The 15,140-nt window shown below is 50.1% G+C and carries 13 protein-coding genes; all 13 read right to left on the bottom strand.

Going from position 1 to position 15,140, the window contains the following annotated elements:
- Nucleotides 1-41: 41 nt before the first annotated feature.
- Complete coding sequence (locus ACEN9G_RS18925) at nucleotides 42-1,214, bottom strand: glycosyltransferase family 4 protein (RefSeq protein ID WP_413337244.1); 1,173 nt, start codon at nucleotides 1,212-1,214, stop codon at nucleotides 42-44.
- 123 nt (nucleotides 1,215-1,337) lie between these two features.
- Nucleotides 1,338-3,305, bottom strand: coding sequence for an asparagine synthase (glutamine-hydrolyzing) (gene asnB, locus ACEN9G_RS18920; protein WP_413337245.1), 1,968 nt, complete (start codon nucleotides 3,303-3,305; stop codon nucleotides 1,338-1,340).
- Between the two features lie 13 nt (nucleotides 3,306-3,318).
- Nucleotides 3,319-4,404, bottom strand: a complete 1,086-nt coding sequence (locus ACEN9G_RS18915) for a glycosyltransferase (protein WP_495605563.1) — start codon at nucleotides 4,402-4,404, stop codon at nucleotides 3,319-3,321.
- A gap of 50 nt (nucleotides 4,405-4,454) precedes the next feature.
- Entirely contained in the window at nucleotides 4,455-5,555 is a 1,101-nt protein-coding gene (locus ACEN9G_RS18910; protein WP_413337247.1) for a glycosyltransferase family 4 protein, read from the bottom strand.
- Nucleotides 5,556-5,557: 2 nt separating this feature from the next.
- The gene (locus tag ACEN9G_RS18905; RefSeq protein ID WP_413337248.1) at nucleotides 5,558-6,793 is read right to left on the bottom strand and encodes a hypothetical protein; all 1,236 of its coding nucleotides are present in this window, start codon (nucleotides 6,791-6,793) and stop codon (nucleotides 5,558-5,560) included.
- Between the two features lie 71 nt (nucleotides 6,794-6,864).
- Nucleotides 6,865-7,785 (bottom strand): glycosyltransferase family 2 protein, encoded by a 921-nt coding sequence (locus tag ACEN9G_RS18900; RefSeq protein WP_413337249.1) that lies wholly within the window; start codon nucleotides 7,783-7,785, stop codon nucleotides 6,865-6,867.
- Between the two features lie 28 nt (nucleotides 7,786-7,813).
- The gene (locus ACEN9G_RS18895; protein WP_413337250.1) at nucleotides 7,814-9,331 is read right to left on the bottom strand and encodes an oligosaccharide flippase family protein; all 1,518 of its coding nucleotides are present in this window, start codon (nucleotides 9,329-9,331) and stop codon (nucleotides 7,814-7,816) included.
- 28 nt (nucleotides 9,332-9,359) lie between these two features.
- Entirely contained in the window at nucleotides 9,360-9,920 is a 561-nt protein-coding gene (locus ACEN9G_RS18890) for a GNAT family N-acetyltransferase (protein ID WP_413337251.1), read from the bottom strand.
- Nucleotides 9,921-9,934: 14 nt separating this feature from the next.
- Nucleotides 9,935-10,921: a hypothetical protein gene (locus ACEN9G_RS18885; RefSeq protein WP_413337252.1), complete on the bottom strand. Its 987-nt coding sequence runs from the start codon at nucleotides 10,919-10,921 to the stop codon at nucleotides 9,935-9,937.
- A complete protein-coding gene (locus tag ACEN9G_RS18880) occupies nucleotides 10,918-11,613 on the bottom strand; it encodes a WbqC family protein (protein WP_413337253.1) in 696 nt (231 codons plus the stop codon). The genes ACEN9G_RS18885 and ACEN9G_RS18880 overlap by 4 nt, the downstream gene beginning before the upstream one ends.
- Nucleotides 11,610-12,728: a dTDP-4-amino-4,6-dideoxy-D-glucose aminotransferase VioA gene (gene vioA, locus ACEN9G_RS18875; protein WP_413337254.1), complete on the bottom strand. Its 1,119-nt coding sequence runs from the start codon at nucleotides 12,726-12,728 to the stop codon at nucleotides 11,610-11,612. Before vioA ends, ACEN9G_RS18880 begins: the two co-directional genes overlap by 4 nt.
- A gap of 46 nt (nucleotides 12,729-12,774) precedes the next feature.
- Nucleotides 12,775-13,794 carry an SDR family oxidoreductase gene (locus ACEN9G_RS18870; protein WP_413337255.1) on the bottom strand — a complete coding sequence of 340 codons (1,020 nt, stop codon included), beginning with the start codon at nucleotides 13,792-13,794 and terminating at the stop codon, nucleotides 12,775-12,777.
- A gap of 34 nt (nucleotides 13,795-13,828) precedes the next feature.
- Nucleotides 13,829-15,106: a Vi polysaccharide biosynthesis UDP-N-acetylglucosamine C-6 dehydrogenase TviB gene (tviB, locus tag ACEN9G_RS18865; protein ID WP_413337256.1), complete on the bottom strand. Its 1,278-nt coding sequence runs from the start codon at nucleotides 15,104-15,106 to the stop codon at nucleotides 13,829-13,831.
- Between the last annotated feature and the right edge of the window lie 34 nt (nucleotides 15,107-15,140).

Below are 15,140 nucleotides of genomic sequence, written 5' to 3'. Positions count from 1 at the left end.
ATTGGACGGTTCCCTTCGCGTGGCCTTACAGCAGACTGATCTCAAGTATTGATTCGCTTGGACAGCAATTCGTCGACTGCCGACTTTTGTAGAGTGGTCGTCGTGATCACGCCGAGTGCCGACAAATATTTCTGGTACACGATCTGCTCGTCGAATTCGACTCTCATCTTGTCTCGTCCAGCGATACCCATGGCCCAGCGCTGTTCCGGCGTCATTTCGTACATCTGCTGCATTTTCTGTGCAAGATCAGCTGGGTTCTTCACTTCGCAAAGGAGACCGTTCACACCGTCATCTACGGCATCGCGGCAACCGACGACATTGGTGGCAATGATAGGACGCGACATCGCCGCAGCTTCGAGCAGTGAACGCGGCACGCCCTCGCGATACGAGGGAAGAACGACACAATCGGCCTGGGTCAGGAATTGTCGCACATCATCTGTCTTGCCGAGATACTCGACCAAGCCTTCATCTTCCCATGCCGAGATCCGCTCCATGCCGACGGCGTTCGAATTTGCCGGGTCAACGAACCCCAGCAATTGGCATTTGACTTGAGGGAAACGCTCGCGAAGAATCCGCGCAGCTGCCACAAATTCCTCAACCCCCTTGTCCCGCAACATGCGTCCCACGAGAAGGAAGCGAAACGGGCGTCCCGCCAGTGCCGCCGGCGCTTCTCCCGGATAATGCCTGAGATTGATACCAGAACCGGGTAACAACGCGGTTTTATCCCTGCGCGCGAGGCCTGTATTGACAAACAGATCTCGATCGTCTGCGTTCTGAAAGAACACACAAGATGATTTTCGCAAGGCAATTTTGTACAGCTTTCGAACGATATGTGTCAGATAGCTGTTCTTGATAAAAGTCGCGCCTAAGCCTGCAATATTATTAATAACCGAAATACCAAGCGCGTGCGCCGCCAGCGAGCCGTAGACGTTCGGCTTGACGGTATATCCGAGAAAAACATGCGGCTTCAATGTCCGCAACAAATTAAAGTAACGGATCAGTAAAAGCAAATCGCGCCCCGGATGGCTACCGTTGCTGTCCATCGGCAACGCAAAGTATTTACACCCCACTTCCTTCAGGCGGTGCGAATATTCATCCTCTGGAGCGATCGCGATGACCTCATAGCCGTGATCGATCAGGGCCTTGATGAGACCAACGCGAAAATTAAAAATATTCCAAGAACTGTTGATCGAAATTACAATCTTTTGCTTCATATTACGGATAGATTCCCTAGTCTGACGCAGACACGGCGCGTGCGATGACGATTTTCGCGAAGGAAAGTAGGATACCGCAACATGAGAGAGTTAGACCATGTTCCGCATGCGTACAAATGCAAATCAGTGGTTTTTCTCCAACCAAGCCTGGAACATCAATACATCCCAAAGGTAATACTGCCAGTTGCGCCGCCCCGTCCGATGCTCATCCCATTTCCGACGTATTGATTCCGGATGGAAGAATCCTTCGATGCGTAAACGATGTTCGCTGATCAAGGACTCCGCCCAGTCTTGAAGGGGGCCGCGCAGCCAGTCGCCTATTGGGACACCGAAACCCATTTTGGGACGTTCGATCAACGCCTTCGGTACATGCCGGTAAAGGACCTGCCTCAACAACCACTTGCTTTGGCCGTCACGCAACTTCATTGACTGCGGCACGCGCCAAGCGAACTCAACAACACGGTGGTCCAGGAAAGGTACGCGCGTCTCAAGCGACACGCCCATTGCAGCTCGATCAACCTTAACCAAAATATCGTCAGGCAGGTAAGTCATCAGGTCCAGCGCCATCATCCGCTGAACGTTGTCCAATCCGTCCAGCTTGGGCGCTAGCCCATTCAGGACTGTAGGCGGCATGTCGCCGCCGATAACAACGGACGCCGGGTCGCGCCAATGCGAAACAAGGCCTCGATAGAGCGTATCGAATGATTCACTGGCCAGAACCATTGCCCCTTTGTGCAACTTCTCACCCAGATGTACGTTCCGGACCGACCGCGGCAAGATTCCGCCGAATGTCAGCGCAGCCTTGTTCCAGTTCTCTTCCGAGATCATTGTCAGACTGCCGGCGGCCAGTTTACGCAGCGGCATCGGAAGGCTGCTGATATTGCGCCACAGTTTTGCGCCGTCTTGATAACGCGTGTAGCCACAAAACAATTCGTCGCCCGCGTCACCCGACAGCGCAACTGTCACCTCTTTCCTGGCGAGCTGGGACACCAAAAATGTGGGGATTTGCGATGAATCCGAAAACGGCTCGTCATACAGTGTTGGAAGACGAGGAATCACATCCATGGCCTCTTGGGCAGTGACGTAGAGCTCTGTATGGTCAGTACCCAGATGGGCGGCCACGGCCTTCGCGTGTACAGCCTCGTTATAGCCGTCTTCGTGGAAGCCGATCGAAAACGTCTTGATTGGCCGCGAAGACTGGCTTTGCATCAGGGCGACTACCGTCGAAGAATCAATCCCGCCAGACAAAAATGCGCCAAGAGGAACGTCTGCGAGCATTTGCTGACGGACCGAGTTCTTGAGCAGCTGTTCCAACATGTCCACAACTTGTTCAGGCTGACCGAGCTCAGGCGCAGCAACACCAGCCTTCGCAACAGTTGCCGCAGACCAATAAACATTGATCAACGGCTCCTCCGACCGAGGTGAAATGCTCAGCAGACAGCCAGGCATCAGCTTCGAGATCCCGGTATAGATCGAGTACGGCGCCGGCACATAACTATGGTGGAGTTGCAGGCTGAGAGCGCGACGATCGATTTGGTTCTCGAATGCCGGATGTTGCCGCAGCGCTTTCAATTCGGAACCGAACAGGAAAGCCCGCTTGTTGCCGGTTCCTTGCCAGCCATAATACATCGGCTTCTCGCCAATCCGGTCACGAGCGAGAGTCAGCGTGCGCAATTCCCGGTCCCAGACCGCGAAGGCAAACATGCCCACCGCCCGCTCGACCGTCTCTTTAATTCCCCAGAAATCGAAGCCTGCCAGAAGAGTTTCCGTATCAGAATGACCACGCCATGCGGCACGATACCCCTTTTGCTCCAACTCGGCGCGAATATCCAAATGGTTATAAATCTCGCCATTGAACGCGATAACATAACGCGAGCTCGCGGACGCCATCGGCTGATGTCCAGCCGGAGATAGATCGAGAATTGACAAACGTCTATGCGCTAACCCAATGCCACATTCGCCGTTGTACCAAAAGCCAGAATCATCCGGTCCGCGCGACAAGATCGGGGCGGCCATGCGCTTCAATAGCGAATTCGGCTCGATGTCCGCAGTGAACCCTCTGCCGCCTAAAAAACCTGCAAGTCCGCACATTTAGATCGACCTTTTACCTATTCCTATTTACGATTTCCGTATATAAAGCCTCAAGTCGATCTCGAGCACGCTCAATCGTATAATTTTCTCTCACTCTTGCCTTTCCAATGCACGCTAATGCGTGACGTTCTTCGGCAGGCATTTCTATCACTTTCTCTAACCCCGCAGCCAGGGCAGCGGAATCTTCTCTCGGCACCACGATTCCAATATCCTGAACAAGCACCCTGGTATCGCCAACATCCGTGGCAACGCAAGGAACCCCCATTCCCATCGCTTCGATGACAACAGTCGGCAGTGCCTCACTTTTCGAGCTCAGGCAGAATATATCCATTGCCGCCAAACAATCTGGCGCATCTGATCGCTGACCCAACAGAACAAACCGCTCCGAGAAGCCAGTTTTATCGATCCATTCGCGCAGAGTGGCATTATCCCCGTTCAAATGGCTACCGACCATTACAAAACGTACGTGTAAATATTTCTCCGCAATTATACCCGCAGCACTAACAAAATTACCATAGTCTTTTGCGGGGTTAAACCGACCGAGCGTTCCTATTACTATATGATCGTCCGTAAAACCGCAGGTATTTCTGATCGCGCGACGACGGTCATCATTCGACACGAGACGGGCAGTATCGATTCCATTAGGAAGTACGAGCGTACGGGGCTCAAAATAACCTGCGGCGATGTGCACCTGACGAGATACTTCGGCAACACACAAAATCGTATCCGGCACCCAACGGGAAACCTTTGCACAAACGCGCATAACCCAGGTCGTCATCCTCGATCCACCTGCACGCACGTCGGTCGAATGAATGCCCCACAATATATTCTTGTTACCCGCCAGGCGGGCCGCGAGCCCGCCCAACAAGTCAGCGTGATACATCCACGTTTGCACTACATTGGGAGAGAACTTCCGAATCAGATTCCTAAGACGGAACAGGACAGAACAGAACTCCAAGCCCGAACGCATTCTCAGGGAAACCACTCGCGTTCCGAGTTCCTGCATCTGCTGTCCAAGGCAGCCAATGTCGGTCAGAGAGACGACAATATGTTCGTACTCAGGATTGTCCTTGTGGGATTCGATTAGGCGTCGCAACATCATTTCTGCGCCACCGACGTCAAGACAGACAATAACGTGTAGAACCCGCATTAAATTGCACCGACTTCTTTAAATAAATCATCCCATCGGGAGAGAACCGCGGCTAGGCTGAATCGTTCAAGAACTGCGCGATTCGCTTGCCCCCCCAACATGTGTTGGAGCGAATCATTACTCATCAATTTCTCCATAGCGGCACTTAAACCGGCCTGATCGTTCAGCGGTACGAGAATTGCGTTTTGGCCATCATTTGATATTTCGCGCGGGCCGCTGGGGCAGTCAAATGCAATACAAGGCAAGCCAACCCCCATCGCTTCCAATAGCGCATTGGGAAATCCCTCATAAAGCGACGCCATGACAAACACGTCAGCTTCAGCCATGACCCTCCACGGATTGCTTGTGCGGCCTTTCAACAATATCCGTTGTTGCAGACCCCGCTGAGATACATGTTCATCCAGTTCATCATGCAACGGGCCGTCGCCATAGATATGCAGATCCCAATCCGGATGAGCATTGCAAACCCTAGAAAATGCCTCAATAATCCTATCTACCTGCTTTTCCGGTGATAGCCTGCCAAGGGAAAGCAGAATTCTACGTTCACTTTTAGTTGCTCGCGTGTGTTCCAGAACTGCGGACGGCAACGGATTGGCGACGGTTCTAATCTTCCTTACACTCGGAAAAAGCGCAGCAGCACTTTCAGCTACCGAAGCCGTCTGAACTGTAAGCATGTCGGCAAAGCGATAAGTTAGTTGACATGCGAATTTCCACAAAGGTCTATACGGTTGCCGGCTCGGGTCGGAGCGTTCACAAATGATGACTGGAACCTTCATGCCAAGCGTAGCGAGAACCGCAGCAACATTCACATTTGGCAAAAAAGAAATAACAACGTCGGGCGTCCGCTCTGCAATCAGACGACGCAACGTGAACAGACGCTCTTTGTAACTCGAAAAGCCTCGGCTATGACCCTGCACACGCGAGGCTAGATAAATCAGCTCCACCTGTTCTGAGAGAGAGTAAAACGGCTTGCCGCCACCTGAGAACGTAGGAATCAAAGTCACACTATCTCCGCGACTCGACCACTGATTGCACAGTGTGGTCGCTACTCTCTCTGCTCCGCCGGAACCAAGCGAGCTTGTCAATAATACGATCTTCATTTTCAACTCCCAGCAGACGATGAAGGAGCAGGCCTCATCGCCAATACTCTCATTACGATACCCAGAGTCTTAAGCAAAATAAGGATTACTACAAGCGACCGAACAATACCTACCAAATATATAAGATCACTTCGATAAAACGAAGTAAGCATGATACCAGCGACAGCAATTACGATTGCACGATTGAGGAATTCACCTCTCTCGACAACGCGATTGAAGATTCTTCCAAGACATCCGATCAAAGCAAAACATAACGCCACACCGAAATATCCGCCGAGTCCGTAACCGACCGACAACATACCCGAAGCAAAAGAATTTCCTTCAGCGCCGAAAACGATGCCTTTAAAATATGTATCAAAACCGATCGCCTCATACCCAATCAAGTTCGTAAACGGGAAGAGCGCAACAAATGAGTCAAGCAGATAAACGGGTGACGCCGAAAAGTCACTCTTGACGATTTCATTATAAACAGCACTTATTGTCGCGGACTCAGGATTAACAAAAGACAGAAAATCGAGACCATCGCTATCGAACGATTGCGCAAAACCATAAAGAACATCAACCGCATTTTTACTAAAATACGCCGTCTCCTTCGCAACGATCATAAGCAAAGCACAGGCGAAGCCGAGCAAGAGGTAGCACACGCTCTTCCACCCAACCATTCGCGGACGCGTCAGAAAATACGCCGCGATCAGCGTAGCCAGACTGCTGCGGAATCCGAACATCAGATCGAGTCCAACCGCAGCAATGGCAACGATAAAAAGACCGCGCTCCCTCAATAAGAAAGCGAGCACGATTAATATTGAGGTGAGCAGACTGAAGATTTTATAGGCGTAGCCTAAGCTCTCCATCACCTCACTTTTATCGCGCCCGCTGAGTCCGAAACCGTTTTGCGCAACGATCAAAACCATTAGCATGCCAATTACAGCTGCCAGTAGCCCTCCTTGGATCTTCAAAAAACGAAGATTTTTTGCGGACATCTCCCCTGCGGACTGCCATCTCATCGTGCGCGACCGATACCCTACAACCAATAGGTAGACGATCCCACAAACAAGACTTACCCTGGCACCGTTATCCACGTCGATTGAGTAAATGCCTTCAGATATAAACACTATCTTTTCAAGAAAGAGAACTGGATAAAAATACACTACACATGTGCTCGCCGCCAAAAAGAAAAAGTCGACACCTTTTCTGGCCACGTAAAGCAACATTAGCAGAGCAATGCCAAGAAAAATCATCGCTAGTTTTCCCTACAGTTATCGCACATATCAGATTCCGATGGGTAGCACGATCAGGAAGCCGACGTACCCTACACCCCACCGAGGCTCGCCATTGCGCGCTTGGCCCGCAACGCGAAATGGATGAGCGGTCGAACTATACGGTATCCAGCCAATGTCTCCAAAACGTACCGCTTGCTCGTTGTGGCGAGCATCAACTCCAGCTCGCTGGGCCTCAAGAGATTATCGAGTTGCTCCCAATTTGCCTCGTGTATTGCTTGCTTTATCAAAACAAGGCGCGCAGACTTTGCGGCGGCGTATGCCGACCGCTTACTGGCCCCTAGCTCATACGCTCGGTACGCAGCTTCGCAATTCAGTGCATAAAACCTGATTCCCAGCCTTCGCGACACACCGACATAGCGGCGATAATATGTGAATCTCGCTTTCTCAAGCAGAACTATTCCAGAACGCGCGTGTTCGACGTTAAAATAAAAATCAAGCAAGTCCACATCCGAGGAACGTGTAAGAATCGATTCCCGTCGATACATTTTTGAGCTATGCATCACCGGATTTGCCATCTCAAGTAGATTATCGACTGTAAGCAACATGCGGCTGGAGATCTTATGTTCCGTCTCCGCAACAAACGCCAGATCTTCATCCGCCTCTAACAGAGAATATTGATATTGAAGCTTCCCCGGCAACCAATAATCGTCTCCATCACAATGTGCAATATATTTTCCTCGCGCCAAATCATGAACAGCCAAATAATTTTTGGTGGCACCGACGTTTTTCTCATGAAAAAGCGGAATAATTTTGCCTGGATACTGTCGTGCCATATCCTGAATAATTTCTCGCGTTCCGTCGGTCGAAAAATCGTCTCCAATAATGACCTCGAAATCATATTCGGTGACTTGACTCAAAATACTCTGAAGACACTGCTGTACAAACCCGACTTGGTTATACGTCACGACACACACAGAGACGCGAACCTCATTACTACAATTACTTTCCATAAATCATCTCAACAAAGCGTTGCAGCTTCTACTTAGCTTCGCGCTGGAATTTACCAAAAACTTTCGCCAACACCAAATCGCGAGCATATGACGAACCGCATGCGGAAGCGAACATAACAACAATCCCAAGACAGAACAAGACAACCCAGGTTTCAAAACGCTGGACCATCAATACTGGAATGTGCCTCAGGGCAACAATACAAGCAAGAGAAACTGCTATGGACGGAAAAACGTTACGTAGCAGCCAATGTATATGAAAGTTGCGAAAAAAACGTCGATGGACTAACGGTACCCAGCAAATAAAATATATGGCATTTGCTCCAACCCAAGCATATCCCGCTCCCGTAACACCATAATTGGTCGTCAAAAATATCAATGCCGGGGCAAGAACTGCGACAAATACTGCACTTCCGATCAAATGCAGCCGTAAGTCACCTTTCGCATACTGAAGGTAATAAGGAAAAGCAGCTATCGCCAGAATTCCGTTGCCGATAGCGTACATCGACAATATGGGAGCAGTGTTGTTTGCCACGGCGTGGTCGCCAGTCCAAGCCCATAATATTTCTTTGGAAAAGAATGCGAGCATTGCAACTATAGGCGTCACCACAAAAGTCACCAATTGCGTCGCTTTCCCGTAAACTAATTGCAGTTCGTTATCGTTTCCCGCTGCGGACATTTTAGCCATCCTAGGTAATAATGCTCCGCTAATTGGCCCACTCAATACACTGACAGCACTCGCAACCAACACTCCCAGCGTGAAATACGCGTATTGTGATAACGAGAGAATTTTTGAAAGAACGAGCTTATCGGTTTGCGTTACCAAGATCCAAATCGAGTTTGTAAATGCAATGCTCAAAGAAAAACTTAACAGCCCCTTGATCGAACGAAATCCCACCAGCGTTGTTCTTTTTTCTGCCGTTGAGGGAATAAGTTTTTTTGCCCGAAAAAAAAGGGTCATTATTTCGACAAGAGCGATCGCTAACTGGTAGCCAAAGAAGACTAGTGGGCTCGCACCCAAAAATATCATCACCGGAACAATAACAACAAATTTCACAGTTGAAATGACGATATTGAAATTACTAATCCAAAGAAATTTCTCAAAGCCGTTGATTACACCACGATAAAGCCCCCCTACCCAACGAAAAGCGATCGTCCCAGCCATCAATATGATCGAAACCTTGACGTCGCCAACGGGAATTTTTTCGACGTGGAGCCAATGTGTCGCAATTCTATCTGAACCAACCACCATGGCCAGGAAGCTAATCACTGCGACAAGAATGAAAAGAAGCTCCAAAGTGGAGAGCAATCGTCTGAAGCTGACCTCGTCTGTCACCCCGGCATTAAATCTCGCCGTTTCGCGTGACAGCGTTGGAGTAAGACCGACGTCAAGCAACTGAAACCACGCCTGTAACATCGTGAAAAAGCCGACCAGTCCATACGCTTCAGGCCCCATGTACCGCAAATAAGTAGGGACGAGAACGATACCAATCAAGGTGATGTATAACTGACTTGCGTAATTAGCAAGAATATTTTTCTTAAGTGACAAAGAAGATCCTAATTCTCTACAATGGATATCAGTCCCAATATTTATTCTTTTCGACGTATTCTCGATAGTCGTCGCGAGTTATTCCGATGAGAATCTTGTCGTGAAAACTCCCATCACGGAAATACCAATTACGACGTACCCCCTCGTGCTTCCAGCCACATTTTTCCAGATAGAATTTCATCGAACGGTCGTTATAAGCAATGATGTCACTGTCCAATCGGTTCAGGCCAAGCTCCATGAAGGCGTAGCGCATTATGGCGAAAACCGAATCGAGTGCATACCCGCGCCCGCGAAACATCGTCTCTCCAATCATTATGCCGTGAAAGGCGGTCTTATTTTTCCAATCGATGTTAACGATGTTTGCCGTCCCGATGACTCCTGCGTCATGCGTATCAATGCAAAAAACATGATCGGTTAGATTCCCGTCTTTTCTGCTGCGAATCCACTCTTCCGTTGACCGGCTGGAAAACGGAAAGTGCCATCCTCCGAGCATGTTCCAAATCTCCGGATCGTTGCTCCATTTGTGCAATTTAGACATGTCGGCAAGTTCTGGAGCACGCAAGGTGACAATTTTTCCGTGAATATTCATTTATTCTGTTGACGTTAGTCGGGCTTATTATTGTTCAAAAAAATGAGGCAAACGTCGACTATCCGCCTCATTTCACTTTCCCCGTATCTTTGATCACAAGGTAGGGGAAACAAATTCTTTACTAGTGTCGTTTCGGTTGCCGTATTCGCTACGCGGCCAAGCACGTCAGGCCAGTAAGTTGCAACAAAAATCCTCGCTGCGATAAGGTGATCGCGCAGACCAGCGGCATCTACAAGCAGGGGATAACACAACGGTCCATCAATTGTTGAAGGATCGAACTCGCACTGGTTATATCGGGCGAGCTCCGCATGAAGGGCTAAGAAGTTTTTGTTACGTTTGCGCCTCACCTCTGTGAAATCCACAGTCGACAGCAAGATATCTGTGAGTTGCGACATGCGACGTGGTTCGAGTTCTTCCAGGGACTGCTCAGCCATTTTGTAGCTGGAATAACCTGCTTCGGGCGTGGAGGCTAGACGTTCTATGAGGTACTTGGATCGGGTTTGCGAATCGATATCACGATGTGTCGGCAACTCGACTGGGATCGTGGTCAGAAGAAGGCCGCCGTCAGGAACACCAAAAAATTTTCTTGGCGAAAAGATAGTCGCAACACAATCTCGCGGCTTGGAAAAAAAAGCCTGACAATTGTCGACAACGATGCGCTTTTCCCCGTAACGAGTTACGAGGGAGTCAACATAGTCGTCGCGAACACCGAAATAATTTACGTAGTAAAGCCAATCTCCAGTACCGAGCTCAGGCTCATCAACAATATGAAAACGTTCATCGATCGCATAATGCATGTACTCAATGCCCGCCTTACGCAACGGTGCATACATGGTATCGCACAAGTAGTGCGGCATCCATACACGGCTGGGTTTCGCCGCACGAAGCAATGCCAAAAAGGCCGAGCGTGCAGATTGAATACGAATCGCTTCCGGGAATACTTGGGTTCTCGTATGCGGCAATTCCAGTTCGAAATACCCGCCTATTGCTCCAGTACTCACGTGCTAATCTCCGAGCAAATCATTGCTTTCGCCTTCGCGCGATCATTGAACATCAAAACGTCGATGATCGACATACCAGGTTGGAACTGTTCGGTGAACTGTGGATAGGGTTCAATCCTCGGTTGAATGAAATGCAGAGAGATATTTTGCCGAGCGAAGTCCTGCTCGCTGTAAAGATCCTTTCCACCTGGCAGATTGTAGTACGCGGTCGCGCCTTCCTTTGAGCAGATATCGAGGACGCGAGCTTGTCCGCTGAGGGCGTCATTACCGTAAATACTCGAGCTTGAAACAAACTCTCTTTCCAAACCAAGATGGCGGCAAACAGCCGTAAGACTGGCCTTGGCCACCTCACTGATCTTTTCGTTGGCCACCAAAACCTCCTGAACAAGAGCGCTGACATCATCAAAATATGGTGCTTTTGAATACGAGTGTCTCAAGCTCTCGAGAAGCTTACGTCGCCATCCTTCCCCATCTTGGAGATTGATCTGGTTAATTTTCAGAAACGGACTTGCGCCCGCGAGGGGGACAGTGATGTAGCGTGTTGTGCCTGCGAGAACCAGTCGATTTCGATTGATCCAACCATTTTTGATAAAATTAACATCATCGTAAAAAACGAATTTATCCGCAGCAGCAATCAGCTGAAAGTACCCTATGTACGGAAAAAAATAGGGCTGCATGATTGCAAGGTTCACTTGCTGTTCTCCGCGATGATTTGAACGATACGCTTCACGTCCTCGTCTGCAAGCTTGGGATAAATCGGCAAACACATGATCTGGTTTGCTGCGTGTGTCGCGACTGGCAGGTTGTCGCGATGGGAGGACGGAAATCCACGGTACATCGGGAAATCAGAAATCAGCGGATAGAAGTACCGGCGCGCAACGATGCCGTGGTCACGCAGTTTCTGGAACAGTTCGTCACGCTTGAGTGGGTAATTCTCTCCGACGAGGACCGGAAAATAGGAGTAATTGGACACTTCTTGTCCCGCATTTCCCACGCAACTGATGCCGGGAACGTCTGCCAGCAGTTCACGATACAAATTGTCTATATATTGCCTGCGTCCAATGGCCTCATCGACGTGCTGCAATTGGAGCATGCCGAATGCAGCATTAATTTCGCTCATCTTGCCGTTGATGCCCGGTGCGACCACTGTCAACTCATCGACGAAACCGAAATTCTTGAGATGGTCGATACGCGTCTTGGTCTTCGCATCGGGGCAGATAATTGCACCACCTTCGAACGTATTGAAGACCTTGGTCGCATGGAAACTCAGGACCGAAAGATCGCCATGACGAAGCACGCTGCCACCATTCATCCGAACGCCAAAAGCATGGGCGGCATCGTAAATAACACGCAAGTTATAGTTGTCGGCGATTTTTTGTATTGCCTCGACGTCGCACGGGTTGCCATAGCAGTGCACCGGCATGATTGCGGTCGTTTGCGGAGTGATTGCAGCTTCGATTTTTGCCGGATTGAGATTGAGCGTGTCCGGATCGACGTCGACGAAGACTGGTTTGATACCGTTCCAAAGCAAGGAATGCGCGGTAGCGACAAATGAATAAGGTGTGGTGATCACCTCACCGGTAATGCGCAATGCTTGCAATGCCGTAACCAGGGCGAGTGTGCCATTCGAGAACAGGGCTAAATGTTCGACCCCGAGATATTCGCACAGCGCCTTTTCCAGCTGCTGGTGAAATGGACCGCCGTTAGTGAGAATTTTGTTTTCCCAAATCTGTTGCAGATAGGGATAAAAGTCTTCCAGCGGAGGCAAGTAGGGTTGAGTGACGTAGATCGGTTTTTGGTTGCTCATGTTTTTCGTTACGACGTTCGACTGAGGCGCTGCGATGCGTAAGCGCTCAGCGGTTTGCGATATACCATGCCATGGCGGTTTTCAAGCCATCATGGATACGGTGCGTCGGGACGTACCCGAGCTTGCATGCTGCTTTACTGATGTCAGCTTGCGAATGGCGGACGTCCCCCGCGCGGAAATCACGATAGACGCTTTTCTTTTCGTAGCGGATGCCGTTTTCTGCGAGAATTTCCCTTAGAGAGGTGACGAGTTCGTTGAGCGTCGTGATATCGCCCACCGCTACGTTGTAGACTTCTCCTTTAGCGGATTCCTCAGCCATTGCTGCAAGAATGTTCGCCTGAACGACGTTATCAATAAAACAAAAATCCCGGCTCGTCTCCCCGTCGCCGTTGATGAGGATGTCGCCCCCACTGATCATTGCGTCGATCCACTTCGGAATCACTGCTGCATATGCGCCATGAGGGTCTTGGCGTTTTCCGAAGACGTTGAAATAACGCAGTCCAGTCGCCTTGAACCCATAGCATCGGGCAAATACATCGGCATACAATTCATTAACGTATTTGGTAACAGCATAGGGTGACAACGGTTTTCCAATCCGATCCTCGATCTTGGGGAGACCTGGATGGTCGCCGTAGGTCGAGCTTGATGCGGCGTACACGAAGGACTTCACGCCAGCATCTTTCGCAGCCGTCAACATGTTCAGGAACCCGCTGATGTTGACTTCGTTCGTCGTATTCGGATCCTTGATGGACCGGGGTACTGAGCCGAGAGCTGCCTGGTGTAAAACATAGTCGACTTTTTTTGTCGCAACCTGGCAGACGGCCATGTCACGGATATCTCCGGTGATCATGGTAAAACGCGACCAGCGTTCGGCTCCGACCGTCTCACGTACTTCGTCCAGGTTGCGTTGGTGACCCGTCGCAAAGTTGTCCAATCCAATAACGATCTGGTCGAGCTTTAAAAGCGTTTCAAGCAGGTTCGACCCGATGAAGCCGGCACAACCGGTGACCAGCCAAGTCTTCGGCTGCCCGCGCAATGCCTGCTTGACGTTTTCAAATTGGTTCATACTGATCTCCATTCCAAATGCCGTACCGCATCAATCAAAGACGAATGTCCGCATCGCCTTTTGGCAGCACGTACTTGAGGTCGAACAGGATATGCTGCTCCTTGCCGAAGGCTCGCAAGCCAGCGGCACCGATCTCCTTGAATTGGTTATGCGCAACAGCAACAACGACGGCGTCGTACTTGCCCTGGACCGGTGCGCTGACCGGAGTGATGCCATATTCATGCTGTGCACCCTCGACGCTGACCCAAGGATCATAGACGTCAACGTTAACGTTGTAGTCTTTTAGCTCATTAACAATGTCAACCACTTTCGTGTTGCGCAGATCCGGGCAGTTTTCTTTAAACGTCAGACCCAGCACGAGGACATTGGCGCCATCGACCTGGATACGCTGCTTCAGCATTTGTTTGACGAGCCGGCTGACAACGTAGACGCCCATACTGTCATTGATGCGGCGCCCCGCCAGGATCACTTGCGGGTGATAGCCGATCGCTTCGGCTTTATGAGTAAGATAATACGGATCAACGCCGATGCAGTGCCCGCCGACCAGTCCTGGACGGAAAGGCAGGAAGTTCCACTTTGTACCAGCAGCTTTCAGAACGTCTTCGGTATCGATGCCCAGCTTGCCAAAAATAATGGTCAGCTCATTCATCAGCGCGATGTTCAGATCGCGTTGCGTATTCTCGATCACTTTCGCGGCCTCGGCCACTTTCACCGAGGAAGCTTTGTGGGTTCCAGCCACGATGATGCTGCCATACAAGGCATCGACGAAATCAGCGGCCTCCGGGGTCGAACCCGACGTGACCTTGGTAATCGTCGTGAGACGATGTTCCTTGTCGCCCGGATTGATACGTTCAGGGCTGTAACCGATGAAAAAATCCTTGTTGCACTTGAGACCCGACACACGCTCGATCACCGGTACACAATATTCTTCGGTTGCTCCAGGGTAAACCGTCGATTCGAAGATGGCGATATCGCCTTTCTTCATTGCTTTGCCCAGAGTTGTCGATGCTCTCTCGAGCGGCGTAAGGTCGGGTTGCTTGTACTCGTCGATGGGTGTCGGTACGGTAACGATGTAAACCGTCGCAGCGCACAAATCGTCTGGATCAGTCGTAAAGGTGAGCTTAAAAGCCTCTGCAAGTTCGTGTGATTCAGTCTCCAGAGTATTGTCAACACCCTCTTTGAGCTCCTGTACACGGCGCGTATTGATATCAAAACCGATGGTGGGAAACTTTTTCCCGAATTCAACAGCCAAGGGCAAGCCGACATATCCCAAGCCGATAATTGCGATGCGCGTGTTTTCCGATAATTTCATAATAAACAAATTCTTATTGCGACGTTATTGCGGG

It is taken from the genome of Massilia sp. Masssp94, from assembly GCF_059491305.1.
Note: the sequence above shows the minus strand (reverse complement) of the source record. Positions and strands in the feature narration are given on the sequence as shown.